Annotated in this window: 25 protein-coding genes; 18 read left to right on the top strand and 7 right to left on the bottom strand. The window is 36.0% G+C overall.

Annotation, left to right across the window (positions count from 1 at the left end):
• Positions 1–4: 4 nt before the first annotated feature.
• Entirely contained in the window at positions 5–841 is an 837-nt protein-coding gene (locus MLD65_RS09450; RefSeq protein ID WP_243291628.1) for a YihY/virulence factor BrkB family protein, read from the top strand.
• Between the two features lie 268 nt (positions 842–1,109).
• Here the strand turns inward: MLD65_RS09450 and MLD65_RS09445 are convergent, their stop codons facing one another.
• On the bottom strand, positions 1,110–1,256 hold the full coding sequence (locus MLD65_RS09445) for a BH0509 family protein (RefSeq protein ID WP_243291627.1): 147 nt from the start codon (positions 1,254–1,256) through the stop codon (positions 1,110–1,112).
• Between the two features lie 270 nt (positions 1,257–1,526).
• Between MLD65_RS09445 and MLD65_RS09440 the strand changes: the two genes are divergently transcribed.
• From MLD65_RS09440 to MLD65_RS09415, 6 genes are all read left to right on the top strand, one after another.
• Positions 1,527–1,913, top strand: a complete 387-nt coding sequence (locus MLD65_RS09440) for an OsmC family protein (RefSeq protein ID WP_243291626.1) — start codon at positions 1,527–1,529, stop codon at positions 1,911–1,913.
• A gap of 191 nt (positions 1,914–2,104) precedes the next feature.
• Positions 2,105–3,163 carry a calcium/proton exchanger gene (gene cax / locus MLD65_RS09435; RefSeq protein ID WP_347709286.1) on the top strand — a complete coding sequence of 353 codons (1,059 nt, stop codon included), beginning with the start codon at positions 2,105–2,107 and terminating at the stop codon, positions 3,161–3,163.
• A gap of 222 nt (positions 3,164–3,385) precedes the next feature.
• Positions 3,386–3,994, top strand: coding sequence for a YczE/YyaS/YitT family protein (locus MLD65_RS09430; RefSeq protein ID WP_243291625.1), 609 nt, complete (start codon positions 3,386–3,388; stop codon positions 3,992–3,994).
• A gap of 63 nt (positions 3,995–4,057) precedes the next feature.
• Positions 4,058–4,849 carry a YfkD family protein gene (locus MLD65_RS09425; protein ID WP_481748512.1) on the top strand — a complete coding sequence of 264 codons (792 nt, stop codon included), beginning with the start codon at positions 4,058–4,060 and terminating at the stop codon, positions 4,847–4,849.
• Positions 4,850–5,019: 170 nt separating this feature from the next.
• On the top strand, positions 5,020–6,126 hold the full coding sequence (locus tag MLD65_RS09420; RefSeq protein WP_243291623.1) for a GerAB/ArcD/ProY family transporter: 1,107 nt from the start codon (positions 5,020–5,022) through the stop codon (positions 6,124–6,126).
• Positions 6,127–6,355: 229 nt separating this feature from the next.
• Positions 6,356–7,474, top strand: coding sequence for a GerAB/ArcD/ProY family transporter (locus tag MLD65_RS09415; protein ID WP_243291622.1), 1,119 nt, complete (start codon positions 6,356–6,358; stop codon positions 7,472–7,474).
• A gap of 67 nt (positions 7,475–7,541) precedes the next feature.
• On the opposite strand, the gene MLD65_RS09410 is transcribed toward MLD65_RS09415, so the two are convergent.
• From MLD65_RS09410 to yfkAB, 6 genes are all read right to left on the bottom strand, one after another.
• Positions 7,542–8,624 carry a GerAB/ArcD/ProY family transporter gene (locus tag MLD65_RS09410; RefSeq protein ID WP_243291621.1) on the bottom strand — a complete coding sequence of 361 codons (1,083 nt, stop codon included), beginning with the start codon at positions 8,622–8,624 and terminating at the stop codon, positions 7,542–7,544.
• A gap of 43 nt (positions 8,625–8,667) precedes the next feature.
• Positions 8,668–8,889 carry a hypothetical protein gene (locus tag MLD65_RS09405; RefSeq protein WP_243291620.1) on the bottom strand — a complete coding sequence of 74 codons (222 nt, stop codon included), beginning with the start codon at positions 8,887–8,889 and terminating at the stop codon, positions 8,668–8,670.
• Positions 8,886–10,070, bottom strand: a complete 1,185-nt coding sequence (locus MLD65_RS09400; protein WP_243291653.1) for a Ger(x)C family spore germination protein — start codon at positions 10,068–10,070, stop codon at positions 8,886–8,888. The genes MLD65_RS09405 and MLD65_RS09400 overlap by 4 nt, the downstream gene beginning before the upstream one ends.
• A gap of 143 nt (positions 10,071–10,213) precedes the next feature.
• Complete coding sequence (locus tag MLD65_RS09395; RefSeq protein WP_279326026.1) at positions 10,214–11,767, bottom strand: spore germination protein; 1,554 nt, start codon at positions 11,765–11,767, stop codon at positions 10,214–10,216.
• Positions 11,768–11,939: 172 nt separating this feature from the next.
• A complete protein-coding gene (locus MLD65_RS09390) occupies positions 11,940–12,776 on the bottom strand; it encodes a mechanosensitive ion channel family protein (RefSeq protein ID WP_243291619.1) in 837 nt (278 codons plus the stop codon).
• 12 nt (positions 12,777–12,788) lie between these two features.
• A complete protein-coding gene (gene yfkAB, locus MLD65_RS09385; protein ID WP_243291618.1) occupies positions 12,789–13,910 on the bottom strand; it encodes a radical SAM/CxCxxxxC motif protein YfkAB in 1,122 nt (373 codons plus the stop codon).
• A gap of 200 nt (positions 13,911–14,110) precedes the next feature.
• On the opposite strand from yfkAB, the gene MLD65_RS09380 reads away from it, so the two are divergent.
• From MLD65_RS09380 to MLD65_RS09330, 11 genes are all read left to right on the top strand, one after another.
• Positions 14,111–14,299 (top strand): SE1561 family protein, encoded by a 189-nt coding sequence (locus MLD65_RS09380; protein WP_243291617.1) that lies wholly within the window; start codon positions 14,111–14,113, stop codon positions 14,297–14,299.
• Between the two features lie 388 nt (positions 14,300–14,687).
• Entirely contained in the window at positions 14,688–16,232 is a 1,545-nt protein-coding gene (locus tag MLD65_RS09375) for a fumarate hydratase (protein WP_243291616.1), read from the top strand.
• Between the two features lie 593 nt (positions 16,233–16,825).
• On the top strand, positions 16,826–17,614 hold the full coding sequence (gene pdaA, locus MLD65_RS09370) for a delta-lactam-biosynthetic de-N-acetylase (protein WP_243291651.1): 789 nt from the start codon (positions 16,826–16,828) through the stop codon (positions 17,612–17,614).
• 56 nt (positions 17,615–17,670) lie between these two features.
• Positions 17,671–18,561, top strand: coding sequence for a DNA-3-methyladenine glycosylase family protein (locus MLD65_RS09365; protein WP_243291615.1), 891 nt, complete (start codon positions 17,671–17,673; stop codon positions 18,559–18,561).
• A complete protein-coding gene (gene rlmD, locus MLD65_RS09360; RefSeq protein WP_243291614.1) occupies positions 18,558–19,937 on the top strand; it encodes a 23S rRNA (uracil(1939)-C(5))-methyltransferase RlmD in 1,380 nt (459 codons plus the stop codon). The genes MLD65_RS09365 and rlmD overlap by 4 nt, the downstream gene beginning before the upstream one ends.
• Before the next feature lie 291 nt (positions 19,938–20,228).
• On the top strand, positions 20,229–20,444 hold the full coding sequence (locus tag MLD65_RS09355; protein WP_243291613.1) for a helix-turn-helix domain-containing protein: 216 nt from the start codon (positions 20,229–20,231) through the stop codon (positions 20,442–20,444).
• A gap of 4 nt (positions 20,445–20,448) precedes the next feature.
• A complete protein-coding gene (locus MLD65_RS09350) occupies positions 20,449–20,718 on the top strand; it encodes a winged helix-turn-helix domain-containing protein (RefSeq protein ID WP_243291612.1) in 270 nt (89 codons plus the stop codon).
• Between the two features lie 21 nt (positions 20,719–20,739).
• Positions 20,740–21,963 (top strand): DNA cytosine methyltransferase, encoded by a 1,224-nt coding sequence (locus MLD65_RS09345; RefSeq protein WP_243291611.1) that lies wholly within the window; start codon positions 20,740–20,742, stop codon positions 21,961–21,963.
• Entirely contained in the window at positions 21,963–23,006 is a 1,044-nt protein-coding gene (locus MLD65_RS09340; RefSeq protein WP_243291610.1) for a DNA cytosine methyltransferase, read from the top strand. The genes MLD65_RS09345 and MLD65_RS09340 overlap by 1 nt, the downstream gene beginning before the upstream one ends.
• Positions 22,993–24,627 carry an AAA family ATPase gene (locus MLD65_RS09335; protein WP_243291609.1) on the top strand — a complete coding sequence of 545 codons (1,635 nt, stop codon included), beginning with the start codon at positions 22,993–22,995 and terminating at the stop codon, positions 24,625–24,627. The genes MLD65_RS09340 and MLD65_RS09335 overlap by 14 nt, the downstream gene beginning before the upstream one ends.
• Positions 24,624–26,093: an LlaJI family restriction endonuclease gene (locus MLD65_RS09330; protein ID WP_243291608.1), complete on the top strand. Its 1,470-nt coding sequence runs from the start codon at positions 24,624–24,626 to the stop codon at positions 26,091–26,093. The genes MLD65_RS09335 and MLD65_RS09330 overlap by 4 nt, the downstream gene beginning before the upstream one ends.
• Positions 26,094–26,097 lie beyond the last annotated feature (4 nt).

The following is a 26,097-nucleotide window of genomic DNA, read 5'->3' as shown; positions in this document are numbered from 1 at the left end:
TGATATGACTAACCGGCAGACTTACCTGAATTTTTTTAGAGAGATCATTCGCAGGTTCTCACGTCATCAAGTGGCTGGGCTAGCTGCTGAACTCGCCTTTTTTTTCTTACTATCCTTATTTCCATTTCTCATTTTTTTATTTACTCTTCTCGGGTTTTTACCGATTTCAGCTGAGGAAGTACTGCAATTAGTCAGTCAATATGCTCCCGGAAATACGATGGCATTCATTGAAAGTTATGTTCGTTCGGTAGTTGATACCCAAAGCGGAAAACTCCTTTCTCTTGGGATTATCGGAACTCTATGGTCTGCATCAAATGGGATTAATGCGATTGTCCGAGCCTTAAACCGGGCTTATAATGTGGAGGAAACTCGAAATTTTTTAGTCGCAAGGGGAATGGCCATTGTTTTAACGTTTGCGATGATTTTTGTGATCATCTTTGCGTTACTTCTTCCTGTATTTGGTCGAGAAATTGGTCTATTTATTTCATCTGTCTTTGGATTATCTTCGATGTTTTTGACCGTCTGGAATACGATGAGATGGTTAGTTAGTTTCGTTATTTTATGTATCGTTTTCTGTGGTCTTTATTTCTTAGCTCCAAATAAACGTGTGAAAGTAACAGAAATCTATCCAGGGGCACTATTTGCTACTGTCGGTTGGATTGTCGTATCATTAGCCTTTTCTTCTTATGTTGGGAACTTTGGGCATTACAGTGTTACATACGGAAGTCTTGGAGGAGTTATCGTCTTGTTAATTTGGTTTTATTTATCGGGTTTTATTATTATATTAGGTGGAGAAATTAACGCCATTATGTACCAACGATACCACCAAATCCCTTCATAATTGCATTGATTGTTGCACACGTTAAAAGAGAAACATTTTACATTTGGGGGGATTTGCTATGTCAAAGACATCTAAAAAAGGCGGAAATCATACGAAACAAAGCTCAAAAAATAAACCAACACAAAAAACTAGTGGTAGCGCAAATGGACAAAACGGATACCATTAAGACTTGGCTTTTGCCAAGTCTTATTTTATTTCAAAAAAAAATAGACACCCTCATTTGGTGTCTTATGCCGTTTATAACGATTGTTATGTTATTACAGGTAAATTATTCACTCATTTGCATATAGGAATGATACGTCATGGAATAAATATGTTCAATATCAGCATCCGTCATGTACATAATCGACTCTTGGTCAATATCCTTCATTTTTGTAATAAATTGAATCATATTTTTACGCTCTTGTCTGCTCATAATAAATTTTCCTCCCCTTTATTGTTATGATACAGTTTATTAATTTGTTAATCCTATTATATAACAGAATGGTCGAAAAGTTCAAACAATTTTTTAAAAAAAGTGCCCTTTTTTTGCTGTTAACTGTGACTTGTGCATTCATATTTAAAAGCGTTACAGGTTGCTTCCACTATATTCGGAAATTTATCCTTCCTATGCCTTCGTATTCATGGTAATTTTGAAAATAGAAAAAGAGCAAGTATAATGAAAAAGTCAAAGGAGTGGTCAAATATGGAATTTAAGATGAAGGAAATTGGCTTTACAACGAATTTACCATACGGTGAATTACATGTAGCCGGAGATGAAGAATACGGTTTTCGTCCATTTCAATTAATGGTTTCATCGATTGCGGTTTGCAGTGGGGGCGTATTAAGAAAAATATTAAAGAAGAAACGAATAAACATTGAGGACATGACCATTAAAGCTGATGTAGAACGAAATGAAACGGAAGCGAACCGTATCGAAAAAATTCACTTACACTATCGTATTACAGGTCATGACTTAGATGAATCTAAAATCCATAAATCAATCGAACTAGCTCGCAAAAATTGCCCGATGGCTCAGTCTGTTGAAGGAAGCATCGACATTGAGGAGACGTTTGAATTACTTCAGTTGTAAATCATCAATTCTTCGTGTAGTTGGGGGAATTGATGAGTCAGCGAGAGAAGTGACACTAAAAAAGTAATTGATGACAATACTTGTACATAAATGTCCGTTCATCCTAGTAATTATAGAGGGATACATACAATATGTAATTCGGAAAAACAATAGTAGATAGAAAAGAAATTGTGATAAAGGTGGTCACGCTTGTGTTTAATCGAATTTTTCTTTTTATTGTATTAATAGGTATGCCACTTTCGATTGTTGGGAGTTTACTGAATTGGGCATCATTATTCATGTTTGTCATTTATTGTGTAACAATTATTGGTCTTGCAAGTTTTATGGGAAGGGCAACAGAAAGCTTGGCGATTGTAACTGGCCCTCGAATTGGTGGGTTGTTGAATGCAACGTTTGGAAATGCAGTTGAGCTGATCATTTCCATTTTTGCGTTACAGGCGGGGCTCATTGAAGTCGTTTTAGCTTCATTAACGGGATCTGTTTTAGGAAACCTACTATTAGTAGCAGGACTTTCGTTTTTCGTTGGAGGTCTAAAATATAAACGGCAAACTTTTAATGTTTACGATGCACGACATAATGCAGGATTATTGATGTTTGCTGTAATTGTAGCTTTTGTGATCCCGGAAGTGTTTGCTCAAACAATGGACGAACAAAAAACGATTGCTTTAAGTGTTGGGGTGTCCATGATTTTAATTGGTCTTTATTTAGCGGCTTTATTTTTCAAGTTGGTAACACATCGAGGTGTGTATCAACATAAAGAAGAAGAGGTAGAAGCCCATGAGGAAGAGCCGGAATGGTCTGGAAAAATGGCCATCGCCATTTTATTTATTTCAACAATTGCCGTCGCATACGTTTCAGAAAATTTAGTTCATACATTTGAGACGGTAGCGGAAAGACTTGGTTGGAGTGAATTGTTCATCGGGGTTATTATTGTAGCCATTGTAGGGAACGCAGCTGAACATGCATCAGCCATTATTATGGCTTATAAAAATAAAATGGATGTTGCCGTTGAAATTGCGGTCGGATCGACATTACAAATCGCAATGTTTGTTGCTCCAGTATTAGTCCTTCTCTCTCTTTTTTTCCCAACAACGATGCCGCTCGTCTTTAGTTTACCTGAATTAATTGCAATGGCTACGTCTGTTTTACTTATGATTGTCATTTCAAATGATGGCGACACGAACTGGTTTGAAGGAGCGACATTATTGGCAGCTTATATTATTATGGGAATCGGATTTTATTTATTATAGACAATATGAGAAAGTTGCTTTTTGTGTAAAAATGAGAAAGGGAACCATGTTAAAACAGCAAAAAAGGACTCTGTGCCATTACACAGAGTCTTCATCATGTAGGACGAAACGAAAACATTAGGAGAAATAGAAAAAACTTTCGGATACTGCTTATATTTATTATACTACATTTATTTAAGTGTGTAAATATTCTGATTTATTCAATAGAAAGTATGGGGGAAAATGATGTTAAAACGTTTTATTTTTTATTTTTTCGGTTTAATGATTCTTGGCTTAGGCGTTTCATTGACAATTAAAGCAAATATTGGTACAGGAGCATGGGATGCATTAAATGTAGGATTATCTCAAGTTAGCGGATGGACGGTCGGGACGTGGGTAATTCTTGTCGGATTGTTGTTGATTTTTGTCAATTCTTTTATAAGCAAAGAAAGACCGATGATGTATTCGATGTTAACACCTATTCTCATTGGTTTTACGATTGATTTTTGGATTATGGTTGGCTTAGATGATTTACAATTTAATTCTATTTTATTAAGATACATTTTATTTTTCATCGGGTTATTTCTCATTGCGGTTGGTGTTTCTTTTTATTTACAAGCGAATATTGCACCGAATCCCGTGGACCAATTCATGCTTTCATTAAATAAGCGATTTGGAATGAGCCTAATGATGGCGAAAACGATCGGCGAAGTGTTGGCGCTTATTCTTGCGATATTTCTAAACGGACCTATTGGTATAGGAACGATTATTATTACGATTATTATCGGTCCGATTATCCAGCTTTTTTACGGACCCGTTCAATTATTGTACAAAAAATGGAAGGTTGTTTAATAGGATAAATTTTATCCTGCTTGAAAAAACTACACATAAAGGCTTTTTTGAAAGGAGTATAACATAATGAGAAAAGTAGCGTTCTTTTCTTTTATCCTGCTTTTATTATGTAGTTTTTCAAGTCCAACTTTAGCTGCTAATTCAAAATTGAAAATCCCAAATTCCGTCATGGATATTTCTCAGGAAAACACGTATCCAAATCCAACGCAAGATGTACCTGAATTACAACCGAGTGATTTAACGAAGGAATTAATGGAATCGGCTGAGGTAGACATAGAAAATCCGGACTTAATTAAAATGTTGAATGAGTCTAACATCTCTCCTTCACCCGTTGCGATTGGATATCGCGCGACAATTTATTTAGGGCATTGGGCATTAAATTATGAATCAACGGAAACAGCAGCAAACTGGGAATATCAAAAAATCAATATGAACCACAACGATAACCGCGGTGGGAAATCCGCTGTGCAAATGCGGTATAAGCAAGGAGCACAAAAGCGGGTTGCGGGTGGATTAACAGCAAAAATTCCAAAAGCAGAAGATGTCCAAAAAATGATGCTCATAAATGCCGTACAAAAAACAAAATTACCATTATCGTTTGATACGGTTGTAGGTGTAGGAACAAAACTAGATAACGTGTATAATATTCCACCTAAAAAAATGGGGTATTTATACGCATACGTACCAGCCATTAATGAAAAAGGGAAAGTAACGTACGGAGAAGTGTACTTAGTTTTACAAGGAAGTAAGAAAAAGCTTGTCGTAAAAAATATTACGCATCAAGGAATTGGTGCTTGGATCCCGATACAAGACCGCGTTTCACTAGGATTTGTCATTTCAGACCAACCGAGATAATGTTGAAGAAACCGAGCTATTATAGCTCGGTTTCGATGTTTCAGAATAACTATTATTCGTGACTTGCATCAATAACTATAGAGTCGTTTTGAAGAGAGCATTTACTGCTTAATAAATAAACTCATTTTGGTTAATACTTACAAATAAACGATAAAAAGAGGGTAAAGTAAATGATTGAAAAGGGGAAAATTTCAGCCTTTCAATTGGCCATCATGATGTTTCCGACGATTGTTGGCACGGCAATTATTGGCGTTCCAACGGTAACAGGTAAATTTGCGAAGAATGATTTATGGCTTTCACCGATATGGGCCTCTATCACTGGGGTTGTAGCTGTGTATATCGCTTTTCAGCTACACAAATTTTACCCAAAACAGACGATTATTCAATATAGTGAACAAATCGCTGGTCGGTTTGTAGGTAAGATTCTAGGATTACTGTTTCTATTCTTCTACATCTTAATGAATGGTCAAAGTATTCGTATTTATGCGGATTTTATTGTTGGGGCTACTCTTTATAACACTCCGATTAGCATTGTGATTGCGACGATGATTCTTATCTGTACTTTTGCTACTCGTGCTGGGTTAGAAGTGTTAGGAAGAATGGGGCAGCTTTTTTTCCCTGTTTTTACATTTCCGCTTATTATTATGATCATTTTTTTAATTCCTGATTTAGACGTAAGGAATATTTTTCCGATTATGGAGCATGGTCTTTTGCCTTCCATTAAGGGAGCATATGTGCCTCAAGCATGGTTTGCTGAGTTCTTTCTCATTTCTTTCCTCATTCCGTTCGTAACGGATAAAGACAAAGGATTGAAGTGGATGGGAATATCGATATTTTCTGTGATGATTTCCTTTGTGATCGTGAATCTCTTAATTCTTTTTTTTATAGGAGAGATTGGGGCAAAGGATAATAATTACCCCTTGTTAATGGCTGCTCGTTATATTGGTGTTGCTGGCTTTTTTGAAAACTTAGAATCGGTTGCGATCTCAGTATGGGTTTTAGGAAACTTTGTGAAGTTCTCAGCCGTTCATTATTGTATTGTTCTCGGCACTGCGCAATGGCTGAATCTTTCTGATTATCGACCGATTGTATTCCCATTAGGCATGTTGACAATGGTGTTTAGTTTTTGGGGAATGCCAAGTCAAATCGATATCATACACTATCTTGTTTTGACTGGATTTCCTTTATACTCATTATTGATCCAAACGATCATCCCGTTATTGCTGCTTGGGATTGCGATTGTTCGAAAAGGGAAAATGAAAAAAAGAGAGACTTAGTATAAATCATTTTGCTGTTTTCTGTTTATCTCCCCATTTACATAAAAACCAGCAAACGAAAACATTAACACCTATTCCGAGTAGCAATAAGCAAATAAACCCAAAGGGAGTATTTAGAAATTGTTGATAAAAAGCTGTGTCATGCATTTAACATCACCCTTAATAGTTTTAGCTAAGAGGAATATTTGATGAATGTAAAAATCGGGAAATGAAGAAGGGGTTTTTAAAGGTGAAAGGCAAGCTTGAAGACGGGAAAATTTCCAGTTACCAATTTAAATGTTTAGTCATTTTATTTACCATTGGGACTACCATTCTTGTTATACCGAAAGGGTTAGCTTCCAATGCAAAACAGGATGCTTGGATTGCAGCTATTTTTGGTGTTGGTATCGGAGTATTTGTTATTTGGATCTATAATAAGTTAAGTATTCGGTTTCCTCATATGACCTTCGTTCAAATGAATGAGACGGTTTTTGGAAAATGGCTAGGAAAAGGATTTTCCGTAATATTTTTATCAATGTCGTTTACTTATACAGCAATCGTCATGTTTTATACTGGCAATTTTATACGAACACAGCTATATCCTGAAACGCCTCTTGAAATCATTCATATTGTTTTAGCCCTTATATTGGTAATGGGTGTACGTCATGGACTTGAGACATTTACTCGGACGGCAGAAATCTTCCTCTTGTTTTTCTTCTTTCTTTTTGTATTTTTAGTTATTTTTATTTCTCCGCAAATTCAATTTGAAAATATAGAGCCCGTATTCGATGTAGACGCAAAACCGTTGGCAAGTTCCATGTTATCTTTAGTTGTTACATCTTCCATTAATTCAGTCGTACTATTGATGATTTTCCCTGCTTATGTTAATCAAACGAAAGAATCGCAAAAAGCGTTTCTTATTGGAAACCTCCTTGGAGGGTTTGTGATGATCATGATTACATTGCTTTGTATTTTCGTGCTTGGGGCAAATATTACGGCAATGCAAATGTTTCCTAGTTACGCACTTGCGAAAAAGTTAGATGTTGGGAACTTTATTCAACGAATCGAAGCGATGCTTGCCATCATGTGGTTTATATCTGTCTATTTCAAAATGGTGATCTATTTTTATGCTTCATGTTTAGGAATGGCGCAAGTGTTAAATTTAAACGATTATCGGCCGTTGATATTCCCTTTAGGGATGATTAGCGTTGTATTTTCTTTAACAGCTTTTCCTAACGTCGTTTACCAACAAGAGTGGGATACGAAAACGTCTGAACCTTTTTCGATATCAGTTGGCTTCATTTTGCCTCTTTTACTAATCGTGGTAGATAAAATTCGAGAGAAGAAATGTGAAAAAAATAGGAGGTAGCAATTAGATCTTTTCCTTTCATTTCTATATACAACTCCAGAGGTGAAATCTTCTGTTTTCAGAAGTTTCACCTTCTTTTTTTCTGAAGCAATGCAACGATTAATAGTAAAAGGGGGATGATTGTCAGCATAACTGGTAAGTAATAGGGGGTGGCCTTAATATCAAAATCACTAACTTCCATTAAATTTGGAAACCCCCAAAAGCTACATTCAAAGATGAGAATGCCTACAGGGAATATGATTGGTTGGTAGTTGGATAACTGAAGCCATTGAGCGGTTGTGAGTACACTCGCATAATAAAACATTGAAATTTTCACAAAAGAACCTAGAATCCACACCGCCATTAGGACAGATTCTAAGTTTTCGAAGAAATCAGCAACACTCACATATCTCGATGCATTCATTAGTGGAAAAAGGTTTTGTGCTACTGTTTGTCCGTAAACAAAATAAATCGATAAATTGGATAGGACTAAAAATAACATAATGACAAACACTGTAATCATTCCCGATTTCAGCCCATGTTTTTTATTAGCCAAAAAAGGATAAAGAAAGGTGATAAGAGATATTTCTGTGAACCATCCGATCGGAAGTAATGCCCCTTTTAAAGAAGGTGTTAATCCATTTTCTAATATTGGGAAAATATTATCCGTATTATAATCAGGAATAAGTATAAGAAGGAGAACGATGATCGGTACAACGAAAAGAGGGAAGAATAACTGTGCCATTCGTCCTAACGTCTCGATCCCTGTTCGAAAACCTAATCCACATAGAAATAGCATGGAAACAATAATAATGCTAATAGGAGTATAGGCGAAAAATGATGCTGAAAGAAACTCTGCATAGATTCGAACAATTTGTCCTGTTAATAGGATGAAAGAACATGTGTATGCAAAACCTAGTACTTTTCCTGGTATAAATCCAATGATATGCCTGCTATATTGAATAATCGTTTGGTTTGGGTGCATTTTTTGCAATTTGTCGATAATAAAAACGTTCATATATCCAATGAATGACGCCCAAATCGGGGATAGCCACAAATCTTGTTTTGCATAAGAGGCTGTAATACCTGGGACGGTTAAAATGGCCGTTGCGGCAATCGTAGGAAACATGATCAGCCCCATTTGGAGAGCTGATATTTTCCCTTTTTCCATTTTATTCACCATCCTTCCTGCATACTTTTCTGCTATCCATATGTTAATTTTCCATTATTTTAGAAATTGGTTTGAAAATCCATTCAATGAAAGTTGGAGGGCCCGCCATATTTGGTAGATCGAACAAAGATAAAACTCCAGCCAATAAAAGGAGAGTAAGGAATGCGGCTTTATCTTTCAGTGGATTTTGTTTCATTTTCGGCCATTCATACGCGATAATAGCGAAGATTACAAGAATGGCGATCATAAAAGTATCCCACTTCATTTTTTCTTCACCTCATCTTCTGGGAGACCCCCTGGAGTACTAATATAGCCGGGTCTACGAATATATGCTTCTACATCTAAGTCAAGCTTAACTTCAGGAAATTTTTCATCCCATTTTTTCTTTACTTTATCCCATTCCTTTGGATAAAAATGATGGAATTCAGAAGCAACATTCACGACGTCAGCGTTTAAGTCATTCTGAATCACGGCAAACGATGATTGTATTCTGTTTTCAATATCTTCTCGGTATTTTCTTTCAAACTTATCAATGATAGCTGGTTCCATCGTATTATAATTTGTTCCATTTTGTACGATGTCACCTTCCGTCTTTATTTTTACTGTAATTATCCACTGATTGTTTTTTATGGTAGGCTTCAAATTAACGGCCGTTTTAACAGGCATAAGTGATAATATTTTTTCTTCGCCTTCATCATCAATCTTTACATTAGCTGTGTAATCTTTAATTTCTTTTCGGAACCATAATAACCCTCGGGTATTTGTTTGTGAAATTTCTCCAACCATTTTATCTTTTTTAAAAACGGCTGTTCCTTTTATGATCGGTATGGTTTTCGTTTCCTCTTTCCCTTCTTCTGGAGGGAGTATTTCAACGAGAGGAAGAGCGGGAGCTTGGGCTTCACTTGTTAGCATCAGGTCTAGATCTTTCATCGTGACAAGCATCCCAATCTTTAAATCTGAAATTTCCCGGAGAACTTCAGATGAATAGCGTTCAATAGGTGGTATGAGGCTAAGAATTTTTTTTGCTTCACCTTTACTGACATACATATACGCCCTTTCTCTCGGTTGAGGGTGCCGAAGTAAAAAGTCCATCGTTTCTTGAATTCCGTTTTTCGCAAGCTCCTCACCAAAAATAAACACTTTGCAATGTCCCCAGAATATTTTCCTTGGAATATTTACTTGAAGTTTTGAGATGGCATCTGCCAAATTAATCCCAATGCCCGTTCTAACAATGGTTTGTTCATCTCCACCCGTACCCCCTCCGGATTCCCCTCCGCTTGATATAGCACGAGGGATAAATAGTTGAACGGATAGTTTAATTTGATCATCTTCATGATAATCGATCGCAGCAGCTGTAATGATAGCGAGATCATTTACTTCAACTCGATCCCAACATCCGGTTAATAAAATGACAATAATGCAAATAAGCTGTAAAAGACCGAACATTTTCAATGTGAGCCACCCCCTTTCGGATGATAGTTGAAAAAGAGCAAAGGAAGGAAATTTGTCTATTTTATTGGATATATCGAAATGAGCACAAGTTTAAACGGTCATATCTTTCTTATCACTTCGGGAGCTGTCATTTCACTTTATTCTCCTCCTTTTTCCGGGCTAGGTTTCATATGAGGGGCTTGACGAAATTTGTTGTATTCACCTGTTAGATGGGGGCGACTGTTCAACATCCACCAAGGTGATCGTACTAACGTATCCTTTAATTCGCGTCCCTTTAAAGGAGCAAGTGGTGTTAAGTACGGAACTCCAAAAGAACGTAATGTACATAAGTGGATGACGATTGTGATAAATCCGAGCATAATCCCAAGAAGCCCTAACGAACCGCCAAGTAATATCATCGGGAAGCGAAGCATTCGAAAGGAGACCCCAATTGAGTACCGAGGAATCATAAACGAAGCAATGCCTGTAATCGCTACTACGATTACCATAGGAGGAGAAACAAGACCTGCTTGTACAGCGGCTTGACCAATTACTAATGCTCCGACGATACTAACTGCAGCACCGACTTGCTTTGGTAATCGGACCCCTGCTTCTCTCAATGCTTCAAATGAAACTTCCATGATGAGTACTTCAATGATGGCAGGAAAGGGCACAGGCTCACGGGATCCTGCCATACTTAATAAAAGGCTTGTTGGCACCATTTCAGCATGAAACGTTAACACCGCAACATATAAAGAAGGTAAGAAAATGGCGACCGCCATAAACAAATAGCGCAACCAACGAATGAACGTACCAACGAAAAAACGTTGATAGTAATCTTCATGGGACTGTACTAAATTAAAAAAAGTTGCTGGTGCAATTAGTACAAAAGGTGAACCTTCTACAAAGATGGCGACACGCCCTTCTAGTAAATTTGAACAGACGACATCTGGCCTTTCTGTATTCAAAATTTGCGGGAAGGGTGAATAAGGATTATCTTCAATCATTTCTTCAATGTACGAGCTTTCTAATATCCCATCAATTTTAATTCTTTTTATGCGATTGGTTACTTCTTTAATTAATGTTTGATCGGCAAGACCTTCTATATACGAAATCATAATGTTTGTTTGTGTATAATCGCCAATTCGTATCGATTTCATTTTTAAAGCGGGACTTTTAATAATTCGTCTTACTTGCGATATATTGACAGCTAATGTTTCCGTAAATCCTTCCCGTGGTCCTTTAATCCCGACCTCTGCAGTTGGTTCTTCAATATTTCGTTTTTCCCATTTAAATAGCCCATAAATATACCCTTCATTTTCTCCATCAACGAGCAACACTGGTGCTCCAAGGGCAATATATTTAATGCAATCCTTCATCGTAAAGATTTTTTTCGTTTTGGAAATCGGTGTTTTCGATTCTAAAATAAAAGGTAATTTGTTTCGCTCAATATCTTTTTCATTCATTAATGGTGTTAAAATATGCTTGTCTATTTCTTCAACATTGCTGAGCCCTTCGATATATATAAGCGTTGCTTTGTACGTTTTGCTAATAAAAAATGTTCGAAAGACGACATCCTCACAATCCGCATAAATAGATTGAAGGAAATGAATATTTTGTTGCAATTCATTCGAGAGATATTGCTCAGTCTCTTCAAGTGGTTGCTTGGCCGTTTTTTTCTCCTTGATCCATTTCTCCCAAAATCGACTCAATGAAATGCCTCCATTCGAACATAAATATTCCGACCAGTTTAAGGAGTGGTATCTAAATTATTCCTTAATAAAACTATTTTTATGCAGGGATTAAAGGTTAACTCAATCATAAGTGGGCATATGGGACAATTTATGCATCAAAAAAACCTCAGGACATCCTGAGGTATCGTTTTTAACTATTCGTTTTTTCATCATTTGTCATCAACAATCGTTCTTCTGCCATTTTGATATGATGGTCATATAATGTTTGCGCTACTATTTTTCGTGTCTGTTTTGCTGCGTCAAAATAAAAGGAATCATCTACTAAACCCGTTATCGTATATTCATACCCATGAAAATGAGCATTTAACGATGTCATCCCATAGATTTGAAACGGTTCAATGATAGCTCCTGATGAATCTTTTTTCAATTGATGAGAAAGCTGCTCGTTTAATGTTTGACAAGCTTTTTCTAACACGCTGAAAACAAGATCAGGATTTTCATTAAAGCTTACAACTGCACGTTCGATGACACGCATTTTTTCAATATTGTAGTTTTGGATTTGCTTAATTTCTCCGTTACTAATGGTTAAAACTTTTCCGTTCCATTCCCTAATCTTTAAAGACCTAAGCCCAATTTCTTCTACAGTCCCATTAAAGGTATTGTTAATTGTAATAAAATCACCTTGGTGCAATTGTTTTTCATAAATTAGGAAGATACCAGCTAAAATATCACGAATTAAGCTTTGCGCACCAAAACCGATCACGATTCCAGCAATTCCGGCCCCCGCTAAAATACTGCCAAGGTCTTCAACAAACTTGGAAAGAAAATAGAAAATAAACCCGATTGTTGCGACATATTTCGTGATGGATCGGATTAAGCTTTCGATTGTTTTTTCTTTTCGTTCTTCAATAAAATCCGTTTTTTTAAAGAAGTTGTGAACAAATTTATTAACGAGCTGCACCACAACAATTAGAATAATTCCGGCTAATGTTATTTCTATGAACGGGTTTTTCAGCCATTCTTCCATCGTATTCACCTTTTACAAATTGGATTTTCGTGAAGTAAAGTCGATATCTTTATAATAACTATTTTTCACTAAAATATTTGGACCGAGACATTGAACGCTTGGGCAATGACAGCTTAATTGCTTGGCAATAGCTGATTCGTTCCATTTTTCATAAGCTGATAGAAGCGTATCTTGTTGAATGTTTCCAAGCGCTGGTGTATCACCGAAGTCGGTTACAATCACATCTCCCGTAAAAATATTTACATTTAAACGAGAACGACCGTCTGGATCATTACGAACGGTTACATTTTTACTACTATGTAGGCGTTCGATTAATTTTAGATCGTCCGGGTTATTACTACATGCATAGAAAGGTAATGTACCAAAGAGCATCCAAACCGATTCATCACGAATATCTAATAAATGATGAATCGCTTCACGAATTTCTTCAAGTGTCAATGTTTCAAGTGTACTAGCGAAATCACTTGGGTACATAGGGTGCACTTCGTGACGTTGACATTTCATTTCTTCGACGATTTGTTTATGGATTTTTTCTATATAAGGCAATGTTCGTTTGTTTAGCATCGTTTCGGCGGACACCATCACACCTGCATCGACGAGTGCACGGCTATTTTCGATCATGCGATCAAAATATTTGGCTCGTTGCTCATACGTAGGTTTCTTATCCATCATCGCAAAACCACCATCAACGAAATCGTCCAACGTTCCCCAGTTATGCGAAATATGTAGTACATCTAAATATGGAATGATTTTTTCATATCGCTTTAAGTCAAGGGTTAAGTTTGAATTGATTTGTGTGCGAATACCACGATCGTGTGCATACTTTAAAATCGGCACAACATAATTCTCGACTGATTTTAACGATAACATCGGTTCTCCACCCGTAATACTTAAAGAACGCAAAGTAGGCACTTCATCTAGCCGCTTTAAAATTAAATCAAGGGGAAGCGCGTTTGGATCTTTCGGTTGAAGAGTATAACCAACAGCACAATGCTCACAGCGCATGTTACAAATGGTCGTCGTTGTAAACTCGACATTTGTTAACATTAAACTTCCATACTCTTTCATATCTAAATAAGCTTCCCACGGATCATAAGACGGTGTGATTGAAGCTTGTTTATTTTCGACTATCATAAAAACTCGTCTCCTTTACACATTCAGCTAACAACACTGTATGTTATACTTCTTTTTATCAGAACATAGCAATAGATTTGCACCAATTATTTATTTTAGCATGTTAGTATATAATTGTAAGTAGATGTTGGATGTTGTAAAATTTTGACGAATTCAAGTAAGCTAAAGGGGAACACCGATTTTGAAAGGAGAACAATCCATTGGGAAAAGCAGTTTCTAACAAAGACGAGCAAGTAAAATATTTACGGAATCGATTAAGTATGTTTGTAGAAGTACTTGATTCCATTGATCCTGAAACAACAGATATTGAAGATATTGACCGTCTTATTTCCATGCTTGACGATTTAGAAGGAAAATACGAACGGTTCAAAAAAGATTGGGAAAAATAATTCCCAGTCTTTTTTTCTTAATGAACGGGATGTGCAAAAATGCATATCGAGTTGCAAAAGAGAGGGAAGTGATGCAATAGAGGCTTTTGAGATGCAAAAACAACACTTGATGTGCAAATGTTTTTAGATTCGTGCAATTAAGTGAAAAACTCGTGCAATTAATTGTAAGACAGGTGCAATTAAGCGGTTCGAATACGGAAAATCTATATAGAAGATATGATTTTGTCTATGTATCACTCATTACAACACTAAAAATGTTATTTCCACAACTTCCAATGGAAGATGTTACAATTGTAAGCTATTACAAATTCCTTTAAATGAAGAATTGGAAGGAGTATAATAAATTTTGAAAAAGGCAGAATTTTTTTGTTAAAAAGGGGAGAGCGGGATGGAAAAGCTTTTTGAAAGTATGTATGAGCTGATTGTTGAGACATCAACGAATTTACCGAAAGATGTTCGTCGTGCCATTTATAAAGCAAAGTTAAATGAAAATGCGGGAACAAGATCGGCTATGTCATTAGCAACGATTTCCGATAATATTAAAATGGCTGATGAAAAGGTTTCACCGATTTGCCAAGATACAGGGTTACCGACATTTAAAATTAAAGTACCTGTTGGGGTAAATCAACTCAAGGTGAAAGAAGTGATTAAAGAGGCGATCGTGAAGGCAACGAAGGATGGAAAGCTTCGTCCAAACTCTGTTGACTCATTAACAGGCAAGAACTCTGGAGATAACTTAGGTGAAGGATTACCTGTTATGAAATTTGAGCAATGGGAAAAGGATTATATGGATGTTCGTCTCATTCTTAAAGGTGGGGGTTGTGAGAATAAAAACATCCAATATAGTCTTCCGTGTGAGCTAGAAGGTCTTGGCCGTGCGGGACGCGATTTAGACGGAATTCGCAAATGTATAATGCATTCTATTTATCAAGCGCAAGGACAAGGCTGTTCAGCTGGATTTATCGGGGTTGGAATCGGGGGAGATCGTTCCTCTGGTTACGATTTAGCGAAAGAACAGCTTTTCCGCAGTGTAGATGATGTGAATTCGAACGAAGACTTACGCAAGCTTGAAGAATACGTGATGGAGAATGCAAACAAGCTTGGGATTGGAACGATGGGATTTGGCGGTGAAACGACGCTTTTAGGCTGTAAAGTTGGCGTGATGAATCGTATTCCAGCAAGCTTCTTCGTTTCCGTTGCATATAACTGTTGGGCATTCCGCCGTTTAGGAGTCAAAATTGACCCTGAAACAGGTGCGATTACCGACTGGTTATATAAAGACGGGGCAGATGTTGATTTAACAAATCAAGAAGCGAAAGAAGAAGCAGCGGCATCTTCTGAATCTGAAAATCGCGTTGTGACACTCCAAGCACCAATTACCGAAGAACAAATTCGTGAACTAAAAGTTGGCGATGTTGTGCAAATTAACGGTATGCTTTATACAGGCCGTGACGCCATTCATAAACATTTAATGGATCACGATGCACCCGTAGACTTAAATGGCCAAATTATTTACCATTGTGGTCCGGTTATGTTAAAAGATGAAGAAGGCAACTGGGAAGTGAAAGCAGCTGGTCCAACGACAAGTATTCGTGAGGAGCCTTACCAAGGAGATATTATGAAAAAGTTTGGAGTCCGTGCAGTAATGGGTAAAGGTGGCATGGGACCGAAAACACTAAAAGCGTTAAAAGAGCACGGTGGTGTTTACTTAAATGCTATTGGTGGCGCCGCTCAATATTATGCAGAATGTATTAAATCTGTTGAAGGTGTAGACTTATTAGAATTCGGTATTCCAGAAGCAATGTGGCACTTACGTGTCGAAAACTTTACGGCAGTTGTAACAATGGACTCTCACGGTAACAGCTTACACGAAGATGTGGACAAGTCATCTTTAGAAAAGTTAGCGGAATTTAAAGAGCCTGTTTTTAAATAATGGATGAAAGTCGGCAGATTTCTGCCGGCTTTTTTCAAATGGGAAAAAATCGTAGGGGAAAGATATGGACTGGCGCTTATAGCCGAAGTAGATGCGCATAAAGTTGAACTTGTTTCCGAAGTGGACGCCAATCGAAGAAAAGTAGCACATAAATTCACCGAACTAGCAAATAAAGTAGCATATAAAAATGCAAAGTAACTTAAAACCCCTCCAATTCACCCCATGAATTTCCGTACAACCCGTTTATCCCACTCTTAACGGGCAGTAAGACCCCCACCTCAAGATTCTGTAGTAAAGAAAAGAAGATAGGTGGAGGACTGCCCGTAAAGGTCCGAACATAAAGAACACAGACTAAGAGCGCCACGTCCTGTGGCAACGTCTGTGTAACCCACATCCTATGGGTCACAAGGGCCTTTAGGTCATCCCGTAGGGACTAACATTCAGTGGGGGATGAAAAAAACCCCCACTGAATGAAGTTTCACTTTATCCTCCTCCATTCAAAATCTTATTTGGAATTATTACCAGTATGAAGCGTTTCTCTCGTTCAGAAAATAAGAAAAAAGTGTCAGAGGAGGAGAGAACGTTTGAAACGTTTGTTATTTTTCATTAGTTTTTGCACCCTGTTAGTCCTAAATACACACACCACCTTTGCGATATCGAACGAAGCCATTCATTGGGGTTTTAAAAGAAGTACGAACCATGAGCCGCCTTTTGCCGGTAGACTTGACCCGTTACTAGAAAAGCACGGTGCTTTTTATTTAGGTGACACGAGTAAAAAGGACATTTATTTAACATTTGATAATGGATATGAAAACGGGTATACACCAAAAGTTTTAGATATATTAAAGAAGCATAACGTTCCTGCCACTTTTTTTGTCACCGGGCATTATTTAGATGATAAGCCTGAGCTTGTAAAAAGAATGGTGAAAGAAGGCCATATTGTTGGCAATCATTCGTGGAGTCATCCTGATTTAACAAAAGTAAGGGACGAACAAGTAAAAAAAGAACTCGACTTAGTCAGTGAAAAAGTAGAAAAGCTTACTGGTCAAAAAGGAACGATTTATTTACGTCCACCTCGAGGAATATTTAGTGAACGGACATTAGCTTTATCAAAGCAATATGGGTATCATAACATCTTTTGGTCTCTCGCCTTTGTTGATTGGAAAATTGATCAGCAAAAAGGGTGGGAATATGCGTATAATAATATTATGAAACAAATTCATCCAGGTGCGGTTATTTTACTTCATACCGTTTCAAAAGATAATGCAGATGCATTAGATCAAGTTATTCAAGATTTAAAAAAAGAAGGGTATCAATTTAAAAGCTTAGACGATTTAATGGTTGAAAAAGAGTTAGAACATCCGTATTTGTTTTCCCTTTGACAATGCTCGAAGGGTTTTTTATATTTAGGAAAAAGGTTAAGAAGGTGCAGTTAGCGATGTGGAAAAAAACGATTGAAGTAACACCTCCGTATAATTTTGATGAACTGTTAGAGCGGTCTGCCCTTGACCCATTGAATAAAATTGAATTCCATGAAAGAACGATGTATGTTCCTCTATATGATCAAGGCAGTCGGCCTTTTGTCGTATCTGTTCAAGCAACGGGAACAACAGATGAACCGACATTTGTCATCACTGGACATGATGAAAAGCAAAAAGAGCATGCCATACAAGAATTAGAACGTATCTTTCAATGGAATCATTCACTAAATGAGATTTACAACCATTTTTCAAAAACGAGTTTAGCTCAACTTTTTCAACAACATCATGGAACGCCTTTCATGCTTGATTTTCATGTGTATGACTGTTTAATGAAATGTATTATCCATCAGCAGTTAAATTTATCGTTCGCTCATCAGCTAAGTGCATCATTTGCTCGAACATTTGGTACAACTATTGATGGTGTCTATTTTTATCCAAAGCCGGAGGATGTGGCCAGTTTATCCTATGAAGACTTACGTTCAATGAAATTTAGTCAACGGAAGGCTGAATATGTTATTGATACATCGCGGTTAATTGCCGAAGGAAATCTTCCGCTTGATCATCTTTCTGATATGAGTGATGATGAAGTAATGAAAACACTTGTCAAAATACGTGGAATTGGGCCGTGGACAGTACAAAATGTCCTTATGTTTGGGCTCGGTCGGCCAAATCTTTTTCCAGTAGCAGATATTGGTCTTCAAAATGCTATAAAAAAATATTTTAACCTTGATCGAAAGCCGACAAAAGAAGAGATGGAAGCATACAGTAAAGACTGGTCCCCATATTTAAGTTACGCTTCTTTATATTTATGGAGGAGCATTGAAAAGAAACGGAGAGAAACAGAATGAAGAAAGTAGTCACTATTGAAAAAGGACAACAGTTCCCTTTAACGATTAAACGCCTCGGCATTAATGGAGAAGGCGTCGGATATTTTAAGAAGCAAGTTGTCTTTGTGCCTGGTGCCTTGCCAGGAGAAGAAGTTGTTGTGGAAGCAACAAAGGTTCATCCGAAATTTGCCGAAGGGAAGATTCACCGTTTTCGTAAAAAATCTCCCTATCGTGTTAAACCGCCATGTGAATATTATGGGGAATGCGGCGGTTGTCAGCTGCAGCATTTAGATTATCACCAGCAGCTTATTGAAAAACGAGACATCGTCATTCAAGCAATGGAACGCCATACAAAATTAAACATAGAGTCACTCGACATTCGCGATACGATCGGGATGGAGGAGCCATGGAATTATCGAAATAAAAGTCAGTTTCAACTACGAGAGTCTAAAGGGAAAGTCATCGCTGGATTGTACGGGTTAGAATCCCATCGCCTCGTTCCAATCCAATCTTGTATGGTACAGCATCCGCTAACAGACAAAGTGACACGGATTGTCAAACAAGTACTAACAGATTTTAATATTCCGATTTATGAGGAACGAAAGCGAACAGGGGTAGTTCGAACAATTGTCGTTCGCGCAGGGGTTGAAACAGGACAAGTACAAGTTGTCCTCATTACAGCGAAAAATGAATTACCACGAAAGCAAATAGTTGCAGAGGAAATTGTGAAACGAGCACCTGAAGTAAAATCCATTATGCAAAATGTGAACGGACAAAAAACATCGCTCATTTTCGGAGACGAAACGTTTCATATTTATGGGGAAGAAGCGATTCAAGAAACGTTAGGAGATTTATCGTTTGAATTATCCGCTCGTGCCTTTTTCCAGCTAAACCCGACGCAAACCGTAAAACTATACGATGAAGTGAAAAAAGCGGCCCAATTAACAGGTAAAGAAAAAATCGTAGACGCATACTGTGGTGTCGGGACGATTGGTCTTTGGCTCGCAAAAGAAGCAAAAGAAATTCGCGGAATGGATGTCATAAAAGAATCGATCCAAAACGCGAACGAAAACGCCAAAAAGCATGGTATTAAAAACGCCAAATATGTTACAGGAAAAGCAGAAAAATGGATGCCGAAATGGGCGAAGGAAGGATGGCGTCCAGATGTTGTTGTCGTCGATCCGCCAAGAACAGGCTGTGACGAACAATTCCTAAAAACGATTAAAAAAGTAAAACCGAAACGATTTGTCTATGTATCCTGTAACCCATCCACATTAGCGAAAGACATTCAATATTTAGCGGATCAATATAGGGTTGAATACATTCAGCCTGTGGATATGTTTCCGCATACGGCGCATGTGGAGTGTATTGTCTTGATGTCAAGGGTGGAAAAATAATAGTAGTTGAAGAATTGATATAATAAGGTTTTCCAGTGATTTGGAAGATTTCCAATCCTGGAAAATCTTATTTTATTTGGTAATAAATAAGGAGAAAAATCACCATGAAATAGGGTTGAGTTGATAGGACGACTTTTGTATATGTGAATTGACAGAATGAATGACTAATACTAATATTATTATCAAGAAAATATGTATATATATCAAGAAAAAATTGAGTAATATATAAATTTATGATATTGTAACACTAGTAGTTAATTATAGCAGTTTGTTAAAGAGTGGGGTGTTGAAATGAATGTTAGCTATAATAAATTATGGAAATTAATGATAGATCAAAATATAAATAAGACTCAATTAAAAGATAAAGCTCGTTTGAGTACTAATGTAATTGCAAAGTTGGGTAGAAACGAATTTGTGTCAATTGAGACATTATGTAAACTATGTAAAGTTTTAAATTGTAATATAGGTGATATTGTCGATTATGTTCCTGATGAACGAGAGGATTAATAGTATGAATGATTCTTCTCATATTTTGCCGAATAAAAATATTTTAAAACAAGCCACTATACAAGCAATTAAAGATCTTGGTGGAGAGGCTAAAACGAAGGAAATTAATACAAAAGTTGCAGAAAACCTCAATCTATCAGAAGAACTGCTTTCAATTGAAGATGAAAATGGCACGGGTACGATGTACGAATATAGAATGAGATGGATTAGGACAGAATTAAAAGGAAAGTTACATAACCCCAAAAGAGGTTATTGGATTTTAGTAGAAGATTAATAGAGTTGGAGTGTTATGATTTTGACAACAGAAGATATGTACGTATTAAAAAAAGAAGCATTAAAAAATATAGAGAAATTTCAATTAGAAGAGGCATTGAATGATTTTAATTATAAAATTGATAAAGATGGAAATTTGTTAATTCCGTACAAGCATAAAGGCTATACATGTAGTGATAAAAAGGAAGTTTTTGAGGACTCTAATGTTCAGGCACTTAGCTTTTTTTCAGGTGCGGGGGGATTAGATATTGGTGCTCAGCTGGCAGGTGTTAAAGTCTTATCTACTTTAGACTTTTACGAGGACAGTGTAGAGACTATTAAATCTAACAGTTTTTTTGACCATAGCTTACATTTGAATAAAGATATTAATGATGTTAAAGGCATTGATTTCTCGGATATTATTAAGAAAAATAATCCATCAAAGTTAATATTGCTAGGTGGACCTCCTTGTCAACCTTTTTCTAAAGCAGGTTATTGGGTTACTAATAAAAAAAGAAAAAGTTATGATGATCCTAGAAATATGATAGAGCAATACTTTAGAATGATTTCTGAAATTAAACCAGATGGATTTGTTTTAGAAAATGTAGAAAGTATAGTGCATCCGAGTAACAAGCATGCCGTTGAAAATATAATAGACCATATTGAATCATTAGGATATAAATATACAATTTTACGTTTAAACTCTGCTGATTATGGAATCCCACAAAAGCGAAAAAGGGTTTTCTTTTTAGCTACAAAAAAAGACATTAAGGCTGAGTTGGAAATAACGCATTGCGATATTAAAAAAACAAAAGATAATCCTGACTTATTACCATATGAAAGGGTAATTGATTGGATTGGAAAGTTCGATGATCCGGTATATATTGATGAGAAATATGTTAATACTTCCGGAAAGTGGGGAGAAGAGTTAACTTGGGTTCCGCCAGGGAAAAACTATATAGCATTATCGGAAAAAGCAGGTCACCCAAAACCGACATTTGTTGCAGGTAAACGTTATTGGAGCTCTTTATTGAAATTACATCCAGGACTACCATCTTGGACAATTATAGCAAGTCCCGGCCATTGGGAAGGTCCATTTCACTGGAATAATAGAAGACTAAATATAAGAGAAGCTGCGGCACTTCAAACATTTCCAGATGACTATTTATTTTCGGGGAGTTTAAGGTCGCAAAGAATGCAAATAGGTAACGCTGTACCTCCTCTACTTGCGAAAATTATTATTGAAGAATTAAGAAGGTGGTTATAGTGAATAAACCTAAAGTTGTGAGTTTGTTCTCAGGTGCAGGAGGATTGGATATAGGATTTCATAAAGCGGGATTTGAAATTGTTTATGCGTCCGATAATTGGGAAATAGCTTGTGAGACTCTCAGAGAAAACAATATGGCGAAACAAGTTGAGTGTAAGGATGTTAGAGAAGTAGATTTCGCTGATATTAAAAAAAAGAATAAAGACATTGATTGTTTAATTGGTGGTCCCCCTTGTCCACCTTACAGTCAGACTCGCCATTACTTGGTCGGTAAGAAAAATGGTCTAAATGATGAAAAATCTGGTTTTGCAGTACCTGAGTACTTTAGGGCTGTCGAACAATTAGAGCCTAAGGTGTTTTTGTTTGAGAACGTAGATGGTTTTACCTTCAAAACACATACCGAATCATTCGATTATTTAAAAGAACGTTCAGAAGAATTAGGGTATGATATCGAATATAAAGTCGTTAACTGTGCTAACTATGGAGTGCCACAAACTCGAAAACGTTTTTTTTGTGTTGGAGTTAAAAAAGGTCTAACCCCATTTATATTTCCTGAAGAAACACATGCAGACCCTAAAAAGCTAGATGGTAAGATGCCTTGGGTTACTTGTGGAGAGGCAATTGGTGAGTTTGATAATATTACGGAAGAAGAAAAAAAACAACGACCTGGATCGAAACATTATGATTTGTTTGTTGATATCCCACCAGGTGATAATTATCTTTATTATACAGAAAAAAGAGGTTGTAAAAACCCACAATTTAAATGGAAGTCTAGATATTGGACCTTTTTGCTTAAGTTAAGTCCAGAAAGACCTTCTTGGACATTACAAGCTAGCTTTTCAAATAACCAGGGTCCATTTCATTGGAAAAATAGATTTTTAAGAATAGAAGAGGCAAAAAGAATACAAACAATACCAGATGATTATTATTTAGTCGGTGATTTTAAAGAGCAATGGAGGCAAATAGGTAATGCAGTTCCCTCAAAAATGGCCTTTATATTAGCCAAAACTATTAAGGAGAGTTATTTCAATGGAGAGAAATGAAAGATATGAAGTCAATTCTCATGGAGAGATCGTTGTTGGAGAACCACAAACATTAACGCCAACGGAAAGGGATACTTTAATAGAAGAAATGTTTTCAATTAATGGGTGGGAATATACTCTTGTAAATCGAGTATCTGGAAACCATTACGAAATTAAATTAACAAATAATAATCTTGATATTGAAAAAAACATACAATTATTTCACGGGAATATAAGAAAAGAGGACCCTGATAGAAATAGAGCAGAAAAGAAAATACAATTAGGAGGGACAGACCCTAGAGAATATTTTGAAAACGGAATTATTTTAGGCTTCTATGTATTCGAGGATAAAACAACTTTGAGTAATGCAATAATCGTATCTTGGCCTATAGAAGAGGGGAAAAATTATCCAGGTAATCCGAGTCTTCGTGTAAACGCAAATACTGAAATTCAACCAGCTAAAAACGTTGGTTATTATATTGACAAAACTAGCGGTAAAAATTTAATAGTTTTTCGTCCAGAGTTTATTTATCATTTTCTAGAAAACTACAAATCGATTCATTATTCAGCAAATGTCGTAGGGGAAGCTGAGCAAGTAGGAGAAGGGGCACTAACTTTTGAAACTGGTTATAGGTCATCTTCAAACTTTCCACATAATCGAATTTTGTTCGGTGCACCTGGTACAGGGAAAAGCTTTAAATTAAAGAACGATATAGAAAAATTGTTAGAAACAGGAGGTGAATATGAAAGAGTAACTTTTCATCCTGATTATACTTATGCAAATTTTGTGGGAACTTATAAACCTGTTCCATATGTAAATGAAGAGAATAAAAATGAGATAACTTATGACTTTGTTCCTGGTCCTTTTATGAGAGTTTATGCGAAAGCATTACTTAGTAGTAAAACCGATAATCCAAAACCACAATTACTAATAATTGAAGAAATTAACAGGGCGAATGTGGCTGCTGTGTTTGGTGAAGTGTTTCAATTGCTAGATAGGGATGAAAAGTTTATCAGCGAATATCCTATTCAACCATCAGAAGATATAAAAAAATATTTAGTTAAGACAGTAGGAATTGAGTTTGAAGATATAGATGAAATAAGAATTCCCGATAACATGTTTATTTGGGCAACAATGAATAACGCAGATCAGGGAGTTCTTCCTTTAGATACAGCATTTAAAAGAAGGTGGGATTTTGAATATTTAAATACTGATAATGAAGAAAATCAAATTGCAAATAAATTCGTTGTTTTAGGAAAAGGGTCTTCTGCGAGAAGGATAGTATGGAATGAATTAAGAAAAGCAATAAACGATCGATTGTCTGCATTAAAGGTCAACGAGGACAAACTTTTGGGAACATTCTTTATCAGTAAGCATATAGTTGTGCCTGAAGAAGGTGATGAAATCGATTCAGAAACATTTACAAAAGTATTTAAAAATAAAGTATTAATGTATTTATTTGAAGATGCAGCTAAACAAATAGGTTCCTCATTATTTAAGGGGTGTAAAAACACTACAAGATATTCATACATATGTGATGAGTTTGATAAGAGAGGCATTGAGATATTTGGAAATGAAATCAGCGACTTGTTTCCAAAAGAAGATGAAATTGAAACGGATTCTTCGGAGGAGTCTGAATGATATCTAAATTTGTACGTGAAGAAAAGCATTATTCAAGAGATGAATTATTGAATATCTTTGAATGTAATTCTGAGGAATTAGTTCGTATTATAGATGATTTAAAAAAGCATGGTATATTAAAAGTTGTGAAGGCTAGTGATAAAGAACAAGACTTATCTGAACTTATAAGTCAAGATTTGGATATGATAGAAATTGATATAAAAAACACTGAATATAACTATGCATTTAAATTTGTTGGAGTTATTGCTATCAGAAATTATATAATAAAATGTTACCCTAAGTATATAAGGAAAGATAATCCCGTTGATGAATTGAAAGTGATTATAAAGGTATTAGAAAAATATAATTCAGACCAACAGTTTATCCAAATGTTTAATGATCTTGAGAGTACAATTAGTTTGAACTACTTGTCAGTAATAATATATATATTAAATGATTATTATGAGTACGGTATTTACACAAATACTAGCAACACCTTTGAAGTAAATGGAAATGGTGAAATTGATTGGAATAAAACAATTAATGGAACTTATCCGATTATCGCAGAAAATCGTCCATATTATACAACACTGTTCACAAAAAAAAGAACTGTGGATGAGTCAGATTACTTCAAGAGATTACATGAATGTGTTCTAACAAAACTTTCGCAGGACTTAGAAAAGGCGAATTTAATAGAACTTTTTGATATTTCACCTATATATTTATCAGATGAAGATTTAGACGACTTTGGGGATAAAGATTACATACTTTATCGACTTGAAAACGAAATAAATAGCCAGTTTATAACTCATAAACAGCTATTGTTAAAAGCATTATATGCTTATATAAGTAACGAGAATAATATATCAAAGATGGACGGATTTAGTTTTTTTGGTACTAAAAACTTCAATTTAGTATGGGAGAAAGTATGTGCTGAAGTATTAGATAATCATTTAAAGCGACCTTTGGGGACATTTAAGTTACCTCAATCCCTTCATGAAACTTATAATCAAGAAGACTCTTTAATATCATTAATTGAGAAGCCAATATGGACAGGGTATACAGTCCAAGGGGAAAGTTTTGATAAGGAAGCATCAAGGACTTTAACTCCGGATGTAGTAAATATCAAAGCAGATAAAGGCTCATATTCACTTATAATATATGATGCAAAATATTATAATATTACTCTTGAAAAGGATAAGAAATTGAGTGGACAGCCAGGTGTTTCGGATATAACCAAACAATATTTATATCTTTTGGCATTTAAAGATTTTCTAGAAAAACACTCAATAAGACATGTGGAAAACTATTTTTTACTTCCATCCGAACATGAAATCTTGGTTGATAAAGGATTTGTTCAAATGAGTATGTTTAATAGGATGAATCTACCCTTAATTAAACTGAAAATGCTACCTGCAAAAACAATATATGAGTATTACCTTAATGATACTGAGATTAGTTTATATGAATTAGAACATATGAACTGAAACT

The organism is Bacillus sp. FJAT-47783, from assembly GCF_022808615.1.
Classification (GTDB): domain Bacteria; phylum Bacillota; class Bacilli; order Bacillales; family Aeribacillaceae; genus Bacillus_BZ.
Note: the sequence above shows the minus strand (reverse complement) of the source record. Positions and strands in the feature narration are given on the sequence as shown.